Annotated in this window: 18 protein-coding genes; 9 read left to right on the top strand and 9 right to left on the bottom strand. The window is 71.9% G+C overall.

What is annotated here, in order from left to right; translation table 11 throughout:
- Positions 1–172: 172 nt before the first annotated feature.
- Positions 173–2185, top strand: coding sequence for an N-acetylmuramoyl-L-alanine amidase (locus ACX6XY_RS16620; RefSeq protein WP_460331106.1), 2013 nt, complete (start codon positions 173–175; stop codon positions 2183–2185).
- Between the two features lie 6 nt (positions 2186–2191).
- On the opposite strand, the gene ACX6XY_RS16615 is transcribed toward ACX6XY_RS16620, so the two are convergent.
- From ACX6XY_RS16615 to ACX6XY_RS16585, 7 genes are all read right to left on the bottom strand, one after another.
- Entirely contained in the window at positions 2192–2692 is a 501-nt protein-coding gene (locus ACX6XY_RS16615) for a hypothetical protein (protein WP_460331103.1), read from the bottom strand.
- A 50-nt stretch (positions 2693–2742) separates the two neighbouring features.
- Positions 2743–3339, bottom strand: coding sequence for a CGNR zinc finger domain-containing protein (locus ACX6XY_RS16610; protein ID WP_460331100.1), 597 nt, complete (start codon positions 3337–3339; stop codon positions 2743–2745).
- Between the two features lie 74 nt (positions 3340–3413).
- Positions 3414–3656 carry a DUF397 domain-containing protein gene (locus ACX6XY_RS16605; protein WP_460331097.1) on the bottom strand — a complete coding sequence of 81 codons (243 nt, stop codon included), beginning with the start codon at positions 3654–3656 and terminating at the stop codon, positions 3414–3416.
- A gap of 122 nt (positions 3657–3778) precedes the next feature.
- Entirely contained in the window at positions 3779–4945 is a 1167-nt protein-coding gene (locus tag ACX6XY_RS16600; RefSeq protein ID WP_460331094.1) for a thiolase domain-containing protein, read from the bottom strand.
- A complete protein-coding gene (locus ACX6XY_RS16595; protein WP_460331091.1) occupies positions 4942–6006 on the bottom strand; it encodes a thiolase domain-containing protein in 1065 nt (354 codons plus the stop codon). Before ACX6XY_RS16595 ends, ACX6XY_RS16600 begins: the two co-directional genes overlap by 4 nt.
- A complete protein-coding gene (locus ACX6XY_RS16590; protein WP_460331088.1) occupies positions 6007–6975 on the bottom strand; it encodes a Zn-ribbon domain-containing OB-fold protein in 969 nt (322 codons plus the stop codon). It abuts the gene before it with no gap.
- 30 nt (positions 6976–7005) lie between these two features.
- Positions 7006–7806: a crotonase/enoyl-CoA hydratase family protein gene (locus ACX6XY_RS16585; RefSeq protein WP_460331085.1), complete on the bottom strand. Its 801-nt coding sequence runs from the start codon at positions 7804–7806 to the stop codon at positions 7006–7008.
- Between the two features lie 176 nt (positions 7807–7982).
- Between ACX6XY_RS16585 and ACX6XY_RS16580 the strand changes: the two genes are divergently transcribed.
- From ACX6XY_RS16580 to paaK, 3 genes are all read left to right on the top strand, one after another.
- Positions 7983–9608, top strand: a complete 1626-nt coding sequence (locus tag ACX6XY_RS16580; RefSeq protein ID WP_460331082.1) for an acyl-CoA synthetase — start codon at positions 7983–7985, stop codon at positions 9606–9608.
- Positions 9609–9713: 105 nt separating this feature from the next.
- Positions 9714–9959 carry a hypothetical protein gene (locus tag ACX6XY_RS16575; protein WP_460331079.1) on the top strand — a complete coding sequence of 82 codons (246 nt, stop codon included), beginning with the start codon at positions 9714–9716 and terminating at the stop codon, positions 9957–9959.
- Between the two features lie 183 nt (positions 9960–10142).
- The gene (gene paaK, locus ACX6XY_RS16570) at positions 10143–11426 is read left to right on the top strand and encodes a phenylacetate--CoA ligase PaaK (RefSeq protein ID WP_460331076.1); all 1284 of its coding nucleotides are present in this window, start codon (positions 10143–10145) and stop codon (positions 11424–11426) included.
- Positions 11427–11472: 46 nt separating this feature from the next.
- Here paaK and ACX6XY_RS16565 read toward each other — a convergent pair whose 3' ends face one another.
- On the bottom strand, positions 11473–12375 hold the full coding sequence (locus ACX6XY_RS16565; RefSeq protein ID WP_460331075.1) for a peptidoglycan recognition protein family protein: 903 nt from the start codon (positions 12373–12375) through the stop codon (positions 11473–11475).
- A gap of 219 nt (positions 12376–12594) precedes the next feature.
- Between ACX6XY_RS16565 and ACX6XY_RS16560 the strand changes: the two genes are divergently transcribed.
- The 4 genes from ACX6XY_RS16560 (at position 12595) to ACX6XY_RS16545 (ending at position 16250) form a co-directional block, all read left to right on the top strand.
- Complete coding sequence (locus tag ACX6XY_RS16560; RefSeq protein ID WP_460331072.1) at positions 12595–13404, top strand: SAM-dependent methyltransferase; 810 nt, start codon at positions 12595–12597, stop codon at positions 13402–13404.
- A gap of 243 nt (positions 13405–13647) precedes the next feature.
- The gene (locus ACX6XY_RS16555) at positions 13648–14118 is read left to right on the top strand and encodes a cation:proton antiporter regulatory subunit (RefSeq protein WP_460331069.1); all 471 of its coding nucleotides are present in this window, start codon (positions 13648–13650) and stop codon (positions 14116–14118) included.
- A gap of 2 nt (positions 14119–14120) precedes the next feature.
- Complete coding sequence (locus ACX6XY_RS16550) at positions 14121–15341, top strand: cation:proton antiporter (RefSeq protein ID WP_460331067.1); 1221 nt, start codon at positions 14121–14123, stop codon at positions 15339–15341.
- A gap of 132 nt (positions 15342–15473) precedes the next feature.
- Complete coding sequence (locus tag ACX6XY_RS16545; protein WP_460331064.1) at positions 15474–16250, top strand: mechanosensitive ion channel family protein; 777 nt, start codon at positions 15474–15476, stop codon at positions 16248–16250.
- 106 nt (positions 16251–16356) lie between these two features.
- Here ACX6XY_RS16545 and ACX6XY_RS16540 read toward each other — a convergent pair whose 3' ends face one another.
- Positions 16357–16668: a DUF6401 family natural product biosynthesis protein gene (locus ACX6XY_RS16540; protein ID WP_460331060.1), complete on the bottom strand. Its 312-nt coding sequence runs from the start codon at positions 16666–16668 to the stop codon at positions 16357–16359.
- Positions 16669–16913: 245 nt separating this feature from the next.
- Between ACX6XY_RS16540 and ACX6XY_RS16535 the strand changes: the two genes are divergently transcribed.
- Positions 16914–17795 carry a S1 family peptidase gene (locus tag ACX6XY_RS16535; RefSeq protein WP_460331058.1) on the top strand — a complete coding sequence of 294 codons (882 nt, stop codon included), beginning with the start codon at positions 16914–16916 and terminating at the stop codon, positions 17793–17795.
- Positions 17796–18012 lie beyond the last annotated feature (217 nt).

The raw sequence follows: 18012 nt of genomic DNA, 5'->3' as shown, positions 1-18012 counted from the left end.
GGCCACGCGTATGGCGCGTCGAGGACCGCCGTACGTGTGGCCGCGAGCGTGGTAACCAGGGAATTCCCTTGGCCTGATGCATGATTGACGGATCGTCTGGGAGCGGGTGACCCTGAGTCAGCCACGCCCGCCCCGCACGCCCCACCGCGAACCGTCGCCCCAGGAGGCTGCCTTGCGAGATTCCGCCCCGGACCGAGCCGCTCCCGTACGCCGTCGGCCGCGCCGGACGCTGGGCGCCGCGGCGTCCGCCGTGCTGCTGCTGCCGCTGCTCGCCGCGGCGCCATCGGACGCAACCGGGGTCGGCGCCGGGGTCACTGGCGGGGACGCTCGCGGGGGCGCCGGCGACGCGCGGCTCCAGCGCGCGTTCACCGCCGCCGCGGCCGAGTACCGGGTACCGCGGAGTGTGCTGCTCGGCGTCTCCTATCTGCAGTCGCGGTGGGACGCCCACGGCGGAGCGCCCAGTGTGACCGGCGGCTACGGCCCGATGCACCTCACCGACGCGCGCACCGCGCTGGCCCGCGCCCCGCACCACAGCCATGGCGCGGAGGACGCCCGCGGCGACACCGCGCGCCCCGCGGCCGTACCGGACACCGCGCTGCCGGAGCCCGGACAACTGCCGGAGCGCCTGCGGACCTTGCCACGGGCCGCCGAGCTGACCGGACTGTCCGCGGAGCGGCTGCGCGACGACCCGGCGGCCAACGTCCGCGGCGGCGCGGCGCTGCTCGCCGACGCGCAGCGGCAGTCGGGACGCGCGCCGAGCGGCGACCCCGCCGACTGGTACGGCGCGGTGGCCCGTTTCTCCGGCGCCGACGACCGGACCGCGGCGGCGGCGTACGCGGACGAGGTGTTCGCCGTGCTCAGAGGCGGCCAGCGGCGCACCACCGACGCCGGTCAGCGCGTCGTCCTGGACGCGGCGCCGGATCTCGAACCGGACACCGGGCAACTGGCCGGGCTGGGGCTGCGGCACGCCCGACGAGGGCCGGTCGAGTGCCCCAAGAGCGTGTCCTGCGAGTGGATTCCGGCCCCGTACGAGGAGTTCGGCGACGACGACTACGGCAACCACGACCTGGCGGACCGGCCGTCGTCCCAGTCGATCGACTACATCGTCATCCATGACACCGAGGGCAGTTGGGACACCGCCCTGAAGCTGGTGCAGGACCCGACGTATGTGTCGTGGCAGTACACGCTGCGCTCGACCGACGGGCACATCGCCCAGCACCTGGACCTGGCGGACGTGGGCTGGCACGCGGGCAACTGGTTCGTGAACGCCAAGTCGGTGGGCCTGGAGCACGAGGGCTTTCTGACCTCGCCGGACGCCTGGTACACGGAGGCGATGTACCGTACGTCGGCGCGGTTGGTGAAGCATCTGGCGCGGAAGTACGGCATTCCGCTGGACCGGCAGCACATCCTGGGCCATGACACGGTCCAGGGCCCGGTGTCGTCCCTGGTCCCGGCGATGCACACGGATCCGGGCCCGTACTGGGACTGGGAGCACTACTTCGCGCTGCTCGGCAAACCGCTGAGGCGCACCGCGGGCCCGGACGGCGGCCTGGTGACGGTGCTGCCGCGGTACGAGCGGCACCGCCCCGAGTTCACCGGCTGCGCCGAGCCCGGCGAGCCCTGCCCGCCGCACGGCTCCAGCGCGGTACGGGTGCGCACCGCGCCCCGCGACGACGCGCCGCTGGTCAAGGACATCGGGCTCAGGCCGGGCGGCGGCGACTCCACGACCGGCGTGAACGACGTGGGCTCGCGGATCTCCACCGGACAGCAGTACGCGGTCGCCGGGCGCAGCGGCGACTGGACGGCGATCTGGTTCCTCGGGCAGAAGGCCTGGTTCAAGAATCCGCGGCAGCGTCGTACGGCGGTCGACGCGGCCGGAACGGTGGTCACGCCCAAGGGCGGCCGGGCCGGGATCCCGGTGTACGGCCGGGCCTACCCGGAGGCGGCGGCGTACCCGGACGGCGTGCCGGTGCAAGCGGTCTCCCCGCTGCCGTACAAGCTCCCGGCCGGGCAGGAGTATGCGGCGGGGCGGAAGATTCCGGGTGAGTACTACTACGCGACGACCTTCGACCCGGCCGGTCACCGTGTGGTGCGCGGCGAGGACATGTACTACGAGATCCAGTTCGGCCACCGGGTGGCGTACGTACGCGCCGCGGACGTCGACGCGGGCCCCTCGGGTCCGTAGGCCGGGTCAGCCCTGCTGGAAGAGTTCCGCGGGCAGCGGCTTCAGCAGGGCGTACAGGTCGTCGGTGATGGGACGGTCCCAGGCCGCGATGGTGACCAGCACCTTGTCGCTGCGGTCGAACTGCACGCAGGAGATGCGGCTCTCGGAGAGTTTGATCCGCCGCACGATCAGCAGATTGTCGCCCTGCATCACCGGGACGTCCTCGGTCTCGACGACCTCGATGTCCTCGTCGTTCTCCAGCGCGAGGAGCAGCTGCGCCACCTCGAAGGGCACCTGCTTGTCCTCAAGCTCGCGGGCCGGGGATCCCTCGGGGAGGTTGCCGATGATCATCGCAGGGCCGCGGCCGCCGAACAGGTCGTACCGCAGGAACACGCCCTGGCAGCTGCCGTCGGGGGCGGGCAGCAGGCCCGCGCCCAGATTGCCGGGCCAGTCACCCGGATCCATGGCCAGGACATCGAAGTCCGGGCCCGCGGGCGTGGCGGAACTGCGGCGGCGGAGGAAGGACATGCCGCCATGGTACGTGGCTCCGCGGGGGTGACGGATTCGGCCCCGTGCGGTCACCGGCCGCTCGCGCGCTGCCGCTCGTGGTGGCGGGCCACGCGCGCGCGGTTGCCGCAGGACGGCTTGCACCACTCCTGGCGCGGGTGCTCCTTGAGGAAATAGCGCACGCAGCGCGGCCCGTGGCAGGCCCGCAGTCTCCCCCGGTCGGGGCCGGTGAGGAAGGCGATGGCGGCGCGCGCGATGGCGGCGGTGAGCCGGTCGCGGGCGGGGGCGGCGCCGGAGGGTTCGTGCCGTACGGCGGGGCCGGCGCCGGCGGGCCAGCTCAGGACCGGGACCGCGGGGGCGAGCGCGGCGCCCGCGTTGATCCGGGCGAGTGCCTGGTCGTCGGGCAGCAGCCGCCCGGCGTCGGCGGGGCTGGGCTGACCTGGGCGTACGGCACGGGCGAACAGGGCACGGACGGCGTCGCGCAGTTCGCGTACGGCGGTCAGGTCCGCGCCGTCGGCGGTGAAGCCCGCACCGCCCGGCAGCACGGCCCGCCGCTCACGGACCCAGGCGGTGAGCCCCGCGGGTTCGGCGAGGTCATCGGCGACCCCGCCCTGCCCGTCGTGGCGGACGGTGACGGCGAGATCGATGACCAGCTGCGCTTCCGACATAGAGCTAATGATAGCCTCGCCCGCAACCATTACCTTCTGCGACGCGGGCGGGCCGGCCGTGCCCCGGATCGACCTCAGGTCAGGTCGAACTCGCCGTCTCGCGCTCCCAGGACGAATGCGCGCCACTCGGCTGGTGTGAAGATCAGGGACGGCTTCTGGGGGCTGCCCCCGTTGCGCATCGCGATGAAGCCCTCCACGAAGGCGATCTGCACATCGCCGCGTCCCTGGCTGCTGGACTGCCAGTCCGCGTTGCTGAGGTCCAGCTCGGGCTTGTCCCAGCCCGCAGGCGGCTGCTGGGCGGTGGTGCTCTCGGCCACGTTCCGCTCCTCCCGGTCGTCGTCCGTGGCCAGCCTAGCGATCGCCGCCGGTGCCCGACAGGCCCCCGACAAGCCCCCGGCGCGCCCCGGAGCGCACCCAGGACGCGGGCCCGGCCGTCCGGTCAGCTCATGGGCGGTTCGGCGCCGACCAGCCACATGGCGAAGAACTGCGCCCCGCCGCCGTAGGCGTGTCCGAGCGCGGTGCGGGCGCCGTCCACCTGGTGCGCGCCCGCCCGGCCGCGTACCTGGAGCGCGGCCTCGGCGAAGCGGAGCATGCCCGACGCGCCGATGGGGTTGGTGGAGAGCACGCCGCCCGAGGGGTTCACGGGCAGGTCGCCGTCGAGTTCGGTGACGCCGGACTCGGTGAGCTTCCAGCCCTCTCCCTCGGCGGCGAAGCCCAGGTTCTCCAGCCACATCGGCTCGTACCAGGAGAACGGGACGTACATCTCGACCGCGTCGATCTGGCGTCTGGGGTCGGTGATGCGGGCCTGCCGGTAGACGTCGGCGGCGCAGTCCTTCCCGGCCTGCGGTGAGACGAAGTCCTTGCCCGCGAAGAGGGTCGGCTCGCTGCGCATCGCGCCGCCGTGCAGCCAGGCGGGCGGGTGCGGTGAACGCGCCGCGCCCGCCCGGTCGGTGAGGATCATGGCGCAGGCGCCGTCGGACGACGGGCAGGTCTCCGAGTAGCGGACGGGGTCCCACAGCATCGGGGACGCCTGGACCTTCTCCAGGGTGATGTCGTGTTCGTGGAGGTGCGCGTACGGGTTCTTCAGCGCGTTGCGGCGGTCCTTGTACGCGACCAGGGCGCCGACGGTGTCGGGCGCGCCGGTGCGCCGCAGATAGGCGCGGATGTGCGGGGCGAAGAAGCCGCCCGCTCCCGCGAGGAGCGGCTGCTGGAAGGGGACGGGCAGGGACAGGCCCCACATGGCGTTGGATTCGGACTGTTTCTCGAAGGCGAGGGTGAGCACCGTGGTGTGGACGCGGGCGGCCACCAGGTTCGCGGCGACCAGGGCGGTGGAGCCGCCGACCGAGCCCGCGGTGTGCACCCGCAGCAGGGGTTTGCCGACGGCGCCGAGCGCGTCGGCGAGGTACAGCTCCGGCATCATCACGCCCTCGAAGAAGTCGGGGGCCTTGCCGATCACGACGGCGTCGATGTCCGCCCAGGCGAGCCCGGCGTCGCCCAGGGCGCGCCGGGCCGCCTCGCGGACCAGGCCCGCCAGTGAGACGTCGCGGCGGGCGGAGGCGTGCTGGGTCTGTCCGATGCCGGTGACGGCGACGGGTTCCTTGCTCATCGCGCCTCTCCTTCGAGTACGGCGACCAGGTTCTGCTGCAGGCACGGCCCCGAGGTGGCGTGGGCCAGGGCCCGGTCGGACTCCCCGCGGTGGACGCGGGTCGCGGCCTCGCCGATCCGGATCAGGCCCGCGGCCATCACGGGGTTGGCGGCCAGCGCCCCGCCCGACGGGTTGACGCGTACGGTGTCGTCCAGCCGGAGCGCCTTGCGCAGCACGACCTCCTGGGAGGTGAAGGGGGCGTGCAGTTCGGCGGTGTCGACGGGGTGCTCGAAGGCTCCGGCGCGTTCGGCGGCCAGCCGCGTGGACGGGGAGTCGGTGAGGTCCCGTACGCCGAGACTATGGGCCTCGATCCGGTGGTCCATGCCGCGGATCCAGGCGGGCCGGTCGCACAGGTCGCGCGCCCGGTCGGCCGCGGCGAGTATCACCGCGGCCGCGCCGTCGCTGATCGGCGGGCAGTCGCCGGTGCGCAGCGGCTGGACGACGTAGTCGCCCTGGGGGCGGGCGCCGCGGAGTTGGGCGTGCGGGTTGGTTTCAGCGGCGGTGCGGCTGCGGGCGGCGACCTGGGCGAGTGCCCGCTCGTCGGTGTCGCCCGCGTCGATCGCCGCCTGCGCCTGGAGTGCGGCGAGCGCTACCGCGTCGGGCCACAGCGGGGCGACGTAGTACGGGTCCAGCTGGCGGGTGAGGACGTCCCGTACGGATCCGGGCGATGACGTGCCGAAGGCGTAGACGAGCGCGGTGTCCGCCTCGCCGGTGAGGATCTTCACCCACGCCTCGTACAGCGCCCAGGCGCCGTCCATCTCGACATGGGACTCGGAGATCGGCGGCCAGGCGCCGACGCCGTCGAGTGCCATGGTGAAGGAGAAGGCGCGGCCCGCGAGGTAGTCCGACGAGCCTGAGCAGGTGAAGCCGATGTCGCCGGCGGTGAGCCCGGTCTGCCGCTGGACGTCGTGCAGCACCGGCATCAGCGTCTCGACTTCGGAGAGTTCGTCGGTGGTGCGCCGGTGGTCGCTCTGCGCGAACGCGACGACGGCCACGTCGGGGAAGTCGCTGGCCGGCCTCATCTACAGCAGCTCCTTGTACGCGTCGTAGTCGGCGTCGGGCTCGCCGGTGGGCCGGTAGTGGTCGGGGTAACGGCTGTCACCGGTCGGGGAGTCGGTCCAGACGGGCTCCACACGCAGGCCCATCCGCACTTGGTCGTAGGGGATGCCGCCGATGCGTCCGTGCAGGGCGAGGTCGGCGCCGTCCAGGGCGATGTGCCCGTAGACGTAGGGCACTTCGATGTCGAGATTCGCCGTATGCGCGGCCTTGATGTTGACGACGCAGTACGTGGTGAGGGTGCCGCGCGGGCCGACCTCCACCCGCTCGTCGGTGGCGACGCCGCAGGTGGGGCAGGCGCCGCGGGGCGGTACGTACACCTTGCGGCAGGACGGGCAGCGTTCCCCGACGGTCTTGTGCGCGGCGAGGGCGTCCAGGTAGGCGGACTGGGCGCGGCCGGGCGTGTAGGTGTAGTCGAGGCGGGCCGGGGCGACGATGCCGGTGACGGGGTCCGCGAAGTCGCCGTCGTGGGCGCGGGGCCGGCCGCCGCCGTCCGGGTTCTCGCAGGGCTCGAAGCAGGCGATGTCGGTGATGGCGCCGGTGCGTTCAGCGGCCCAGCGGACTCGGACCCTGAGGCCGGTGTGCACGGCGCCGGCGTCTGGCGCGTCCAGGGCGTGCAGCAGCGCGGTGTCGGCGCCGTCGAGCCGTACGAGGACCCAGGCGAAGGGCGTGTCCAGGGGCTGGCCGGGGCGGGGGGCGGGGTTCCAGGCCCAGGTGGTGACGGTGCCGGTGGCGTCGACCTCGACGAGGTCGCGTATCTCGTCGGCGGTGACGGGGTCGTACTCGACGGGCGGTACGAGCACCCGCCCGTCGGAGGTCCTGACGCCCAGGACGGTGCGCTCGCGCAGGCCGGTGAGAAAGGCGCTCTGCACCGGGCCCAGGGAGCGGGTGAAGGGGAACTCGACGACGAGCGGGGCTTTGAGGAGTTCGGGCACGGGCTTCTCCTAGCGGTCCTGGGCTCAGGCTCAGGCGCGGCGGTAGACGGGGGGTCGTTTCTCGGCGAACGCCTTGGCGCCTTCCTTGGCGTCGTCGGTGGCGAAGACGGGCCAGCCGCGCTCCAGTTCGGACTTCAGGCCGTCGGCCTCGGTCAGGTCGGCGGTGTCGTACACCGACGCCTTGACCGCTTCGACGGCGAGCGGCCCGCAGGCGTTGATCCGTTCGGCGATCTCCAGGGCCTTGCCGAGCGCGGCGCCGTCGGGGACGACCTGGCCGATCAGGCCGATGGCCTGGGCCTCGGCCGCGGTGTACGGGCGGCCGGTGAGCAGCATCTCCAGGGCGTGGGTGCGGGGTATCTGGCGCTGGAGCCGTACCGTGGAGCCGCCGATCGGGAACAGGCCGCGCCTGACCTCGAAGAGACCGAATGCGGCGGACTCTCCCGCGACCCGGATGTCGGTGCCCTGGAGCATCTCGGTGCCGCCCGCGACGCAGTAGCCCTCGACCGCGGCGATCACCGGTTTGCGCGGGCGGTGGTGGCGCAGCATCGCCTTCCAGTGCAGGTCGGGGTCGGCCTTGAGGCGGTCCCGGTAGGCGTCGCCCGCCATGCCCTGGCCCGCGAGTGCCTTGAGGTCCATGCCCGCGCAGAAGTCGCCGCCCGCTCCGGTGAGCACGATCGAGCGGATCGCGTCGTCCTCGTCGGCCTCCAGCCAGCCGTCGTGGAGTCCTACCAGCAGCGGCAGCGAGAGCGCGTTCTTCGCCTCCGGTCTGTTCAGCGTGAGTACCAGTGTGGCGCCTTCGCGCCGCACGGTGAGGTGTTCCGTTCCGCCCATCGCCCGTCCTCCCGTCTCGCGACTAGAACAGGTTGCAGTAGGTGGGGGTCCAGTTCAATAGTTTTCTGACAGTCAGTCAGTTTTCTTCGCGGAGCCTCTTCCCAGTTGCTCCCGGCGGCGCTCTAATGACCGCCAGACACCCCCGAGCCAGCCCGCCGACGGCGTCAGGAGGAGCGGTGGAGTACAACCTTGCCGACCTGTTCGAGTCGGTCGTCGATGTGGTTCCCGACCGCGAGGCCCTGCTGTACGTCGACCATCCGGGCACCGGCGCGGAACGCCGTCTGACCTACGCGGAGCTGGACGCGGCGGCCAACCGGATCGCCCATCACCTGCTCGACAGCGGGATCGGGCCGGGCGAGCATCTGGGCCTGCACCTCTACAACGGCGTCGAGTACCTCCAGACCGTGCTGGCCTGCCTCAAGGCACGGGTCGTACCCGTGAACGTCAACTACCGCTATGTGGCGGATGAGTTGGTCTATCTCTACCGGGACGCGGATCTGGCGGCTCTCGTCTTCGACGCGGAGTTCACCGAGCGGGTCGCCGCCGCCCTGCCGCGGACGGAGAAGCTGCGGCATCTGATACGGGTCGGCGGGGCGCCCCCGGACGCGCCCGGACTCCCCGTGACGGCCTTCGCCGACGCCGAGGCGTCCGGGGCGCCGACGCGGGGATTCGGGCCGCGTTCCGCGGACGACCTGTTCATCATCTACACGGGCGGCACCACCGGCATGCCCAAGGGCGTGATGTGGCGTCAGGAGGACTTGTTCTTCGCGGGCCTGTTCGGCGGCGAACCGTCGGGAGAGCCGGTGAAGCGCCCCGAGGAACTCGCCGAGCGGGTCGCGGCGGGCGGCGCGGGGCTCACCTTCTTCCCCACTCCCCCGCTGATGCACGGCACGTCGACGCTGACCTCGTTCGTCGCCTTCAACTACGGCCAGCGGATCGTCATCCACCGCAAGTACGTGCCCGAGGAAGTACTCCGCACGATCGAGAAGGAGCGGGTCTCCAGCGTGTCGCTGGTGGGCGACGCGATGCTCAGACCGCTCGTCGACGCGCTGCGCGGCCCGCTCCAGGGCACCGATCTGTCCTCGCTGTTCAGCCTCTCCTCCTCCGGGGCGATCATGTCGGACACGGTGCGCGACCAGTTCCGCGAACTGGCGCCGCATGTGCTGCTGCTGAACAACTTCGGATCGTCGGAGTCGGGTTCCAACGGCCGGGCGACGGATGACTCGGGCCCGGAGCGGGGCTTCAGGCTGCTGGTCAACGACCGTACGCGGGTGGTGGACCCGGTGACCCACGAGCCCGTGCCGGTGGGCGAGCCGGGCCGTATCGCCCAGCGCGGACACGTGCCGCTCGGCTACTACAACGACCCGGTGAAGACCGCGGAGACCTTCTTCCAGCGGGACGGCGAGCGCTGGGTGCTGCTCGGCGACATGGCGACCGTCGACGACGAGGGCGTCGTGACCGTGCTCGGCCGCGGCTCACAGTGCATCAACACCGGTGGCGAGAAGGTCTATCCGGAGGAGGTAGAGCAGGCGCTCAAGTCCCACCCGGACGTCTATGACGCCCTGGTGGCGGGCGTCCCGGACACCACCTGGGGCCATCGCGTGGCGGCCGTGGTGCAGCTGCGCCCCGGCGCGGCCGCGCCCTCGCTCGACGCCGTCCAGCGGCACTGCCGTACCCGGCTCGCGGGCTACAAGGTCCCCCGCCAGCTGGTCCTCGCGGACAGCATCCAGCGCTCCCCCAGCGGCAAGGCCGACTACCGGTGGGCGCGCTCGGTGGCCGCGGAAGCGGCGGGCGGCGACTGAGGCGCCGGTGCGGCACGGCCGAGACGCGGCCCGACCGGGACATGGCCCGTGTGGCCCGGCGTGGCCTTGGCCGCCGGGCCCGTGGCGCGCCTAGGATCTCGGGGCGTGGCTGATATCGAGATCCCTGATGACCTGCTCCAGCTGGAACGCTCGGCCGAGCAGGAGCGTGCGAAGCTCGCGGGCCTCGCGGGTGCGGCGTACGAGGCGCAGCGCCGCCGGTGGCGTACGGCCGCCGACGCCTTCCGGGCCGCCGTGAGCGCGTACGCGGCGCGCGCGGACGTCGACCCGGACGAGCTGGAGCGGGCCGTGCAGCGCGCCGTGCGCCACACGTACGAGGACCCGGCGGACTAGGCGCACTAAGCGGACTAGGCCCACTGAAGCGTCAGGCGGGTGACGCCACCGCTTTCGCGCCCGCGCCTTGACGCCCGTGCCCGCGCCCTGGATTACTGAACCCCAGCACCTCGACCGAATGATCGGTCGAGGGTCGGCCGATCCGCACACGACCGGAACGGGGGCGTCCCTCCTGTGCATCCCATGAATCCCCCGCTGGACGCGGCGGAGCGGCTCGACCGGGACGAGCTGGCGACGCTGCAACTGGAGCGGCTGCGCGCCACCTTGCGGCACGCCTACGACAACGTGCCGTTCTACCGGGAGTCCTTCGACAAGGCGGGGCTGCGGCCCGACGACTGCCGGTCGCTCGCCGACCTGGCCCGTTTCCCGTTCACGACCAAGGCCGATCTGCGCGACACCTATCCGTTCGGCATGTTCGCCGTCGGCCGGGAGCGGGTGCGCCGCATCCACGCCTCAAGCGGCACCACCGGCCGCCCGACGGTGGTCGGCTACACCGAGCGCGACCTGGACATGTGGGCGGACGTGGTGGCCCGTTCGCTGCGCGCGGCGGGCGCGCGGCGCAGGGATCTGGTCCATGTGGCCTACGGGTACGGCCTGTTCACCGGCGGGCTCGGGGCGCACTACGGCGCGGAGCGGCTCGGCTGCACCGTCGTGCCCGCGTCCGGCGGCATGACGGAACGTCAGGTGCGGCTGATCCAGGACTTCCGGCCCGACGTCATCATGGTGACGCCCTCGTACATGCTCACCCTCCTCGACGAGTTCGAGCGCCAGGGCGTCGATCCGCGGTCGACGTCCCTGCGCGTCGGTGTGTTCGGCGCGGAGCCGTGGACCGAGGACATGCGCGGCGAGATCGAGGAGCGGTTCGCGATCGACGCGGTCGACATCTACGGGCTGTCGGAAGTGATCGGTCCGGGCGTGGCGCAGGAGTGTCTGGAGACGAAGGACGGGCTGCACATCTGGGAGGACCACTTTCTGCCGGAGGTCGTCGACCCGGTCACGGGTGAGGTGCTGCCGGACGGTGCGCGCGGTGAGCTGGTGTTCACCTCGCTCACCAAGGAGGCGATGCCCGTCGTGCGCTACCGGACCCGCGATCTGACGCGGCTGCTGCCGGGCACGGCCCGGATGTTCCGGCGGATGGAGAAGGTCACCGGGCGCTGCGACGACATGGTCATCCTGCGCGGGGTGAACCTCTTCCCCACTCAGATCGAGGAGATCGTGCTGCGCACGCCGGGGGTGGCGCCGCACTTCCAGCTGCGGCTGACCCGCGAGGGGCGGCTGGACGCGCTGACCGTACGGGCCGAGGCGCGAGCGGAGGCGACGGACACCGAGCGGGCCGTGGCGGGGGCGCGGATCGCGGCGGCCGTCAAGGACGGGATCGGGGTGTCGACCGGGGTCGAGATCGTCGACCCCGGAACACTGGAGCGGTCGGTCGGCAAGGTCCAGCGGATCGTGGACGACCGGGCCTAGGGGACGGCACGGTTAAGGGATCGCGGGGGCTGGGGGACGGCAGCGGCTAGGGGGTGTCCTGGCCGGATGCGGCGGGGGCGCGTGCGCCCGGCACGTCGGCGTCGGGCGCGGTCTGCCCGGCGGCCACGGTCTCGGCGAGCTGGCCGACCGTGGCGCGCAGTTCGGCCAGCTGATCCTGGAGGGCGCGGACGCGGACCCCGGTGTCGACGAGGATGGACTTGGCCATCCACTCCGCGTTGGCCTCCGTGCCCCAGGGGACCTCGATGAAGTGGTCCTTCTCCCACACGCGTTGGGCGATCTTCTCGATGTCCGCCTTGGACAGGGTCATGTCGTCGTCCTTCGGGGTCGGAGTCCAGTCGGCGCGGTGGCGCAGGCGTTCGGCGACCTTGGCGCGGAACGCGTCCATGTCGAAGCTGGGGTCGATCTTGCGGCGGGTGCCTTCCTTGTGGCCGATCACCGAATGCTGGTTCCAGCCGTGCGCGCGGCAGATCGCCGCCGCCCACCGGACGGCCTGGTCGTACTGGACGGCCGGATACGGGTCGCTGCCGTCGCCCAGGTTCTCGATCTCCAGGCCGTAGGTGCAGCGGTTGCCGTCGACCGGCTCCGCCGCGTCGGGGCGCGGGTGGTGGCTCGACTCGGCGACCATCGCGTCGTACGCGTTGCGGGCCATCGTCCCGTAGTGGTTGGCCCGGCCCGCGCTGGTCAGGGTCGCGGTGCCGTTCTTGGCCAGGTGGGTGTGGGCCAGCGGGCCCGGCAGGCCGCCGGTCCCCGACCAGATCACCTCCAGGCTGTTCCGCCCGGCGGTGTGATGGATGGCGACGCCGTTCACGCCGCCCCACGGGCCCTTGTGGTTGCGGTTGTGCGTACGCCAGCCGGAGCGTTCCACCGCGCGTACGCCCTCCGCTCTGAGTGCGGCGAGTAACGCGGCGGCGCTGAGTGGGTGGGCCATGGTCGTCCTCCAGCCATGGGGTCTGCTGGTGCGCCGCTTGGTGAATCCCTTGGCGCTTGGAGCTGTTGTACCCACATGGGCCCAGGTCAGACCGTCTCGCCCCGTGATCCACCGCAGGGGTGAGGTGCTCGCACGGCTCTGCGAAGAAGTGATCCTCTTCGGGCCGTTGGCGCTAGGTTGGTAGGCGCAGGCCTGAGCGACGTTTCCCAGGAGGTTCCCGTGTCCGACCGTGACCCCAGTAGCGAAGCCGCGTCGATATCCGCGCGGATCGACACCGGCAAGCCGCACTCCGCGCGCTTCTGGAACTACTTCGTGGGCGGCAAGGACCACTACGAAGTGGACCGCGAGACCGGGGACCACATCAAGCAGATCTTTCCGGGGCTGGTCGACGTGGCCCGTACCAGCCGTCAGTTCCTGGGGCGCGCGGTCGAGCACCTGGCCGGAGAGCGGGGCGTCCGGCAGTTCCTGGACATCGGCACCGGGCTGCCGACCGCCGACAACACCCACGAGGTGGCGCAGCGTGTCGCGCCGGACGCCCGGATCGTCTACGTCGACAACGACCCGCTGGTCCTCACCCATGCCCGCGCGCTGCTCACCAGCACGCCCGAGGGCGAGACGGCGTATCTGGACGCCGACCTGTACGACCCCCAGGCCATCCTGCGGGACGCCGGGGACACGCTGGACCTCTCGCGGCCGGTCGCGTTGATGATCCTGAACACCCTGGGCCACGTCGAGTCGTACGAGCGGGCCAAGGACCTGGTGACCCGGCTGATGGCCGGTCTGGCGCCCGGCAGCTATCTGGTGGTCAGCGACAGCACCGCCACCAGCGCGGGCATGATCGCCGCGTCGGAGGCGTACAACGCGAGCGGGGCGGTCCCGTACTACGTGCGCGATGTCGAGGAGATCGCCGGGTTGTTCGACGGGCTCGAACTGGTCGAGCCGGGGGTCGTCCCGGTCACCCAGTGGCGTCCGGCCGCCGACGGCCCGGCGGCTGTCGACGCGTACGGCGGTGTGGGCCGCAAGCCCTGACCCACCGGCCACGGCCACGGCCCCGCTCCCGTCACGCGCCGCGGGCTCCGCTGGGCTCCGCTGGGCGGCGGGCCGCCGCGTACATGATCGTGGCGGCCCGCTGGCTGGAACGGCCCGGCCGATAAAGTGCCGGTGACACCGCCGGGCCGGTCAGGGCGCGTTTCCCTGGCCGCACGGGCTCAGTGGCGCACTGCCGGAGACACGCTTACCGCGAGACAGGAGACCGTTGTGCCCGCTTCACGTATGAGCCGTACCCCCTTGCCGGGTATCGGTGTCCGCTACGACCTCACCACCCGTGAGCACCGGGCCATCTCGGTGATCGCGCACCGCGATGGCGGCCGCACCCTCAACGCCTACCGCGAGGACGACCCGGACGCCTGCTCGCTGTCGCTGCGCCTGACGGCCGGCGAGTCGGACGCGCTGATCGACGCGCTGATGCCCGCCCACCACAGCCCGAACCTGCTGCACACGACCGACCTGGGTCTCGTCGCCGAGCGCATAGAACTGTCCGCCACCTCGCACTGGAACGGACGCGTCCTGGGCGAGACCCGGATGCGGACCGAGACGGGCGTGTCCATCGTCGCCGTGCTGCGCCGCTCCGAGGCGATCCCGTCGCCGGGACCGGAGTTCCGGCTCGCGGGCGGTGACACCCTCATCGTGATCGGCACCCGAGAGGGCGTGGAGACGGCCGCGGACATTCTGGGACGGGAGTAAGCGTGCACTCAGCGGTGTTCCTCATCGAGTTCGGGGCGATAATCCTCGGTCTCGGACTGCTCGGCAGGATCGCCGGCCGGTTCCACTTCTCCCCCATCCCGCTGTATCTGCTGGCCGGGCTCGCCTTCGGCGAGGGCGGCCTGCTGCCGCTCGGCACCAGTGAGGAGTTCGTCGAGATCGGGGCCGAGATCGGCGTCGTTCTGCTGCTGCTGATGCTGGGCCTGGAGTACACCGCGACCGATCTGGTCACCAACCTCAAGACCCACTACCCCGCCGGGCTGGTCGACGCCGCCCTCAACGCCCTGCCGGGAGCCGCGATGGCGCTGCTGCTCGGCTGGGGTCCGGTGGCCGCCGTCGTGCTGGCCGGGGTCACCTGGATCTCGTCCTCCGGGGTGATCGCGAAGGTACTCGGAGACCTGGGGCGCGTCGGCAACCGCGAGACACCGGTGATCCTCAGCATCCTCGTCGTCGAGGACCTGGCCATGGCCGCCTATCTACCCGTGATCACCGCGCTGCTCGCCGGGGCCGGACTCGCGGCGGGCGGTGCCACGCTGGCCATCGCCCTGGGCGCGGCGGGTCTGGTGCTGTTCGTGGCGCTCCGCTACGGGCGGGTGATCTCCCGCTTCGTCTCCAGCGACGACCCGGAGAAGCTGCTCCTTGTGGTACTCGGGCTGACCCTGCTGGTCGCCGGGGTCGCGCAGCAGCTGCAGGTGTCCGCCGCGGTCGGCGCGTTCCTCGTCGGAATCGCCCTGTCCGGTGAAGTCGCGGAAGGTGCCCACACCCTGCTGAGCCCGTTGCGGGACCTGTTCGCCGCGGTGTTCTTCGTCTTCTTCGGTCTGCACACCAACCCGGCCAGCATCCCCCCGGTGCTGCTGCCCGCGCTCGCGCTGGCCGTCGTCACCGCCTGCACGAAGATCGCCACCGGTTACTGGGCGGCCCGGCGGTCCGGGATCTCGGTACGGGGCCGGTGGCGTGCCGGTGGTGCGCTGGTCGCCCGCGGCGAGTTCTCGATCGTCATCGCGGGGCTCGCGGTCAGCGCGGGCATCGAGCCGTCGCTGGGGCCGCTGGCGACCGCGTACGTGCTGATCATGGTGATCGCCGGTCCGCTCACCGCCCGCTACACCGAGCCGCTGGCCAGCGCGATCAGCCGACGGCGCGGGGCTCCGCCGGGTCCTGACCGGCACGCGTCACAGCCGGGCGACCCGACGGCCGCGGCGCGCTGAGCGGGCCGCCGCGCTCTCCCGCCTCCCCGGTACAGGCCCGGTCATCCGTTCGGCGGTGGTGAGGCGGTAGCGGTCGGTACCCCCTGTTAGACACGGAGACAGGGGGCGTATCCGACGAAAGAAGGCCCGCTCATGACCACCCTCTCCATCGAGTTCACTCAGGGCCTGAACGACGCCTGGTCGAAGATCGCTCAGTTCGTGCCCAAACTGGTCGGCTTCCTGATCATCCTGGCCGTCGGCTGGTTCGTGGCGAAGGTGATCGCCCGCGTGCTGGACAAGGTGCTGCGCAAGGTGGGATCGGAACGGCTGGCGGAGCGGGCCGGGACCGACCGCCTGCTGCGCGACTCCGCGTACGACCTGACCGGGATCATGGTCAAGATCGTGTATTACGCGCTGATGCTGATCACCCTGCAACTGGCGCTCGGGGTCTTCGGCGCCAACCCCGTCAGCACGATGATCAACGGCATCGTGGCCTGGCTGCCGCGGGCGGTCGTGGCCGTGGTCCTGATCGTCGTCGCGATGGCCATCGCGAACGCCGTGCGGTCCATCGTGGGCGGTGCGCTGTCCAGCGTCTCGTACGGCACCACGGTCGCCAGGATCGTGTGGGCCGTCATCGTCGCCCTCGGCGTCATCGCGGCGCTCGGCCAGGCCGGTATCGCCACGACGGTCACCCAGCCCGTCCTGTACGCCGCGCTGGCGACCGCGGCGGGCATCCTGATCGTCGGCGTGGGCGGCGGCATGATCATGCCGATGCGGCAGCGCTGGGAGCGCTGGATGGACACCGCGGAGCGCGAGACGGCCAAGGCCAAGGACAGCGCCTCCGCGTATCAGGCCGGACGCGATGACGCGCTGGCGAACCAGCCGGTCCAGGAGCGGGAGCGGGAGTCGGGTCCCGGCCAGCAGATGTGAGACCGGTCCGGACTCTGAGGTCGGTGCGGACCTGAGAACCGGCGCGGACCCTGAGAACCGGCGCGGACCCTAGACCGGTCGGACCCTAGACCGGTCGGACCGGACGTCAGTCCCGGACCTCCGGCAGGAGTCCGTGCCGGTGCACCAGCCAGCTGATGGCCGTCAGTCGGCACACCGCGTAGTCGTGTCCCACGGGTTCACGCCAGTCGATCTCGGTGAGCGCGTCCAGGAAGCCGAGCGCGTAGTCGGCCAGCAGCTCGGCGTCAGGGCTCCGCGGAGTGAGCTCCGGGCCACCGGCGTCCAGCCGGTCCCGGAGCTCTGCCACGTGCTGGTCGACCGCGGCGGTGAACGCGGGCTCGAACGCGAACTCGGCGAAGCGCGGCCGATAGGCGTCGCTGATCTCGGACAAGGGGGGCACCCTCTCACCGTAGAAGCCGTCTCCGCGCCGCGGTGACGGTCTGGCGATGAGTTCCGTCACAGGGCGCGCGGGCCGTGGAGCCGTACGGCGCGTCCTCGGCCGGACGCGACAGGGCGCACGCACGGGGTCTTGTGCGTGTTCGGCCGTCTCCTCATACTCACCGTGAGCACTGTCAGGGGCATGTCATCTGAGGGTGCTTCACCGGACCCCCACCCATCGGGTCCACACTCCCGAGGAGGAGATCAGTGAGGAACACTCGCAGCACCCTCCGCACCGGCGTCAGACGACGCGCCGGGCTGCTCACCGTCGCCGCGGGCCTGCTCGCGACCAGCGCGATCGCCCTGCCGAACGCGGGTGCGGCCACCCCCCAGACGTACAGCGCGACCCAGCTCGCCAAGGCCGACCGAGCGGTGCTCGGGGCCGACGTCGGCGGCACCGCCTGGTACACCGACCAGACGGCGGGTCAGGTCGTCGTGACGGCCGACAGCACGGTCTCCGCCAAGGACATCGCGAAGATCAAGAAGGCGGCGGGCGCCGAGGCCGGGGCACTGCGCATCAAGCGCACACCGGGCACGTTCACCCGGCTGCTCAGTCCGGGGGACGCCATCTACGGCGGCGGCTACCGCTGTTCGGCCGGGTTCAACGTGGTCAAGGGCGGCACGTACTACTTCCTCACGGCCGGTCACTGCGGCAAGGTCGTCAAGACCTGGTACACCGACGCCGCGCAGAGCACCCTGATCGGCCCGACGGTCGGCGCCAGCTTCCCGAACAACGACTACGCGCTGGTCCGCTACGACAACACCTCGCTCAGCCACCCCGGAGGCTTCACCGCCGCCGACGCCTACGTGGGCGAGCCGGTCAAGCGCACCGGCTCCACCACGGGCACCAAGAGCGGCACCGTCACCGCGCTCGACGTCACGGTCCACTACAGCGGCGGCGGCACGGTCCGCGGCATGATCGAAACCGATGTGTGCGCCGAGCCGGGCGACTCCGGCGGCCCCCTCTACGACGGCGACAAGGCACTCGGCCTCACCTCCGGCGGCAGCGGCGACTGCAAGACCGGCGGCACGACGTTCTACCAACCAGTGCCGGAGGCACTCGCCAAGTACAAGGTCAGCATCTACTGATCCGCGCCACGCGAAGGCGTCCGCCCGGCCAGCACCGCCGGGCGGACGGTCGTCGTAGCCGAGCTTGATCCGCGGCGGCACCTTGGCGGCGACCCGCACCTCGGGGGCGTCGCCGCCCAGTTCGCGCAGGGCCCGTCCCACGATCCGCTCGCTGTGTCCGCATCCGCGTGCGGTGTCGGAATTAGCCGATCAGGCCGCCAGACAGTCCGTCTGTCTG

Source organism: Streptomyces sp. O3, from assembly GCF_054788135.1.
The sequence above is the reverse complement of the archived record's forward strand: the minus strand, read 5'-3'. Positions and strand labels throughout refer to the sequence as shown.

What these genes read in the sequence shown, in the direction of transcription:
- ACX6XY_RS16615 (WP_460331103.1), bottom strand. Translation starts at nt 2,692, where the DNA reads ATGTCCTTCCTCCGCCGCCGCAGTTCCGCCACGCCCGCGGGCCCGGAC.
- ACX6XY_RS16545 (WP_460331064.1), top strand. Translation starts at nt 15,474, where the DNA reads ATGACCACCCTCTCCATCGAGTTCACTCAGGGCCTGAACGACGCCTGG.
- paaK (WP_460331076.1), top strand. Translation starts at nt 10,143, where the DNA reads ATGAATCCCCCGCTGGACGCGGCGGAGCGGCTCGACCGGGACGAGCTG.
- ACX6XY_RS16610 (WP_460331100.1), bottom strand. Translation starts at nt 3,339, where the DNA reads ATGTCGGAAGCGCAGCTGGTCATCGATCTCGCCGTCACCGTCCGCCAC.
- ACX6XY_RS16555 (WP_460331069.1), top strand. Translation starts at nt 13,648, where the DNA reads ATGAGCCGTACCCCCTTGCCGGGTATCGGTGTCCGCTACGACCTCACC.
- ACX6XY_RS16595 (WP_460331091.1), bottom strand. Translation starts at nt 6,006, where the DNA reads ATGAGGCCGGCCAGCGACTTCCCCGACGTGGCCGTCGTCGCGTTCGCG.
- ACX6XY_RS16585 (WP_460331085.1), bottom strand. Translation starts at nt 7,806, where the DNA reads ATGGGCGGAACGGAACACCTCACCGTGCGGCGCGAAGGCGCCACACTG.
- ACX6XY_RS16565 (WP_460331075.1), bottom strand. Translation starts at nt 12,375, where the DNA reads ATGGCCCACCCACTCAGCGCCGCCGCGTTACTCGCCGCACTCAGAGCG.
- ACX6XY_RS16600 (WP_460331094.1), bottom strand. Translation starts at nt 4,945, where the DNA reads ATGAGCAAGGAACCCGTCGCCGTCACCGGCATCGGACAGACCCAGCAC.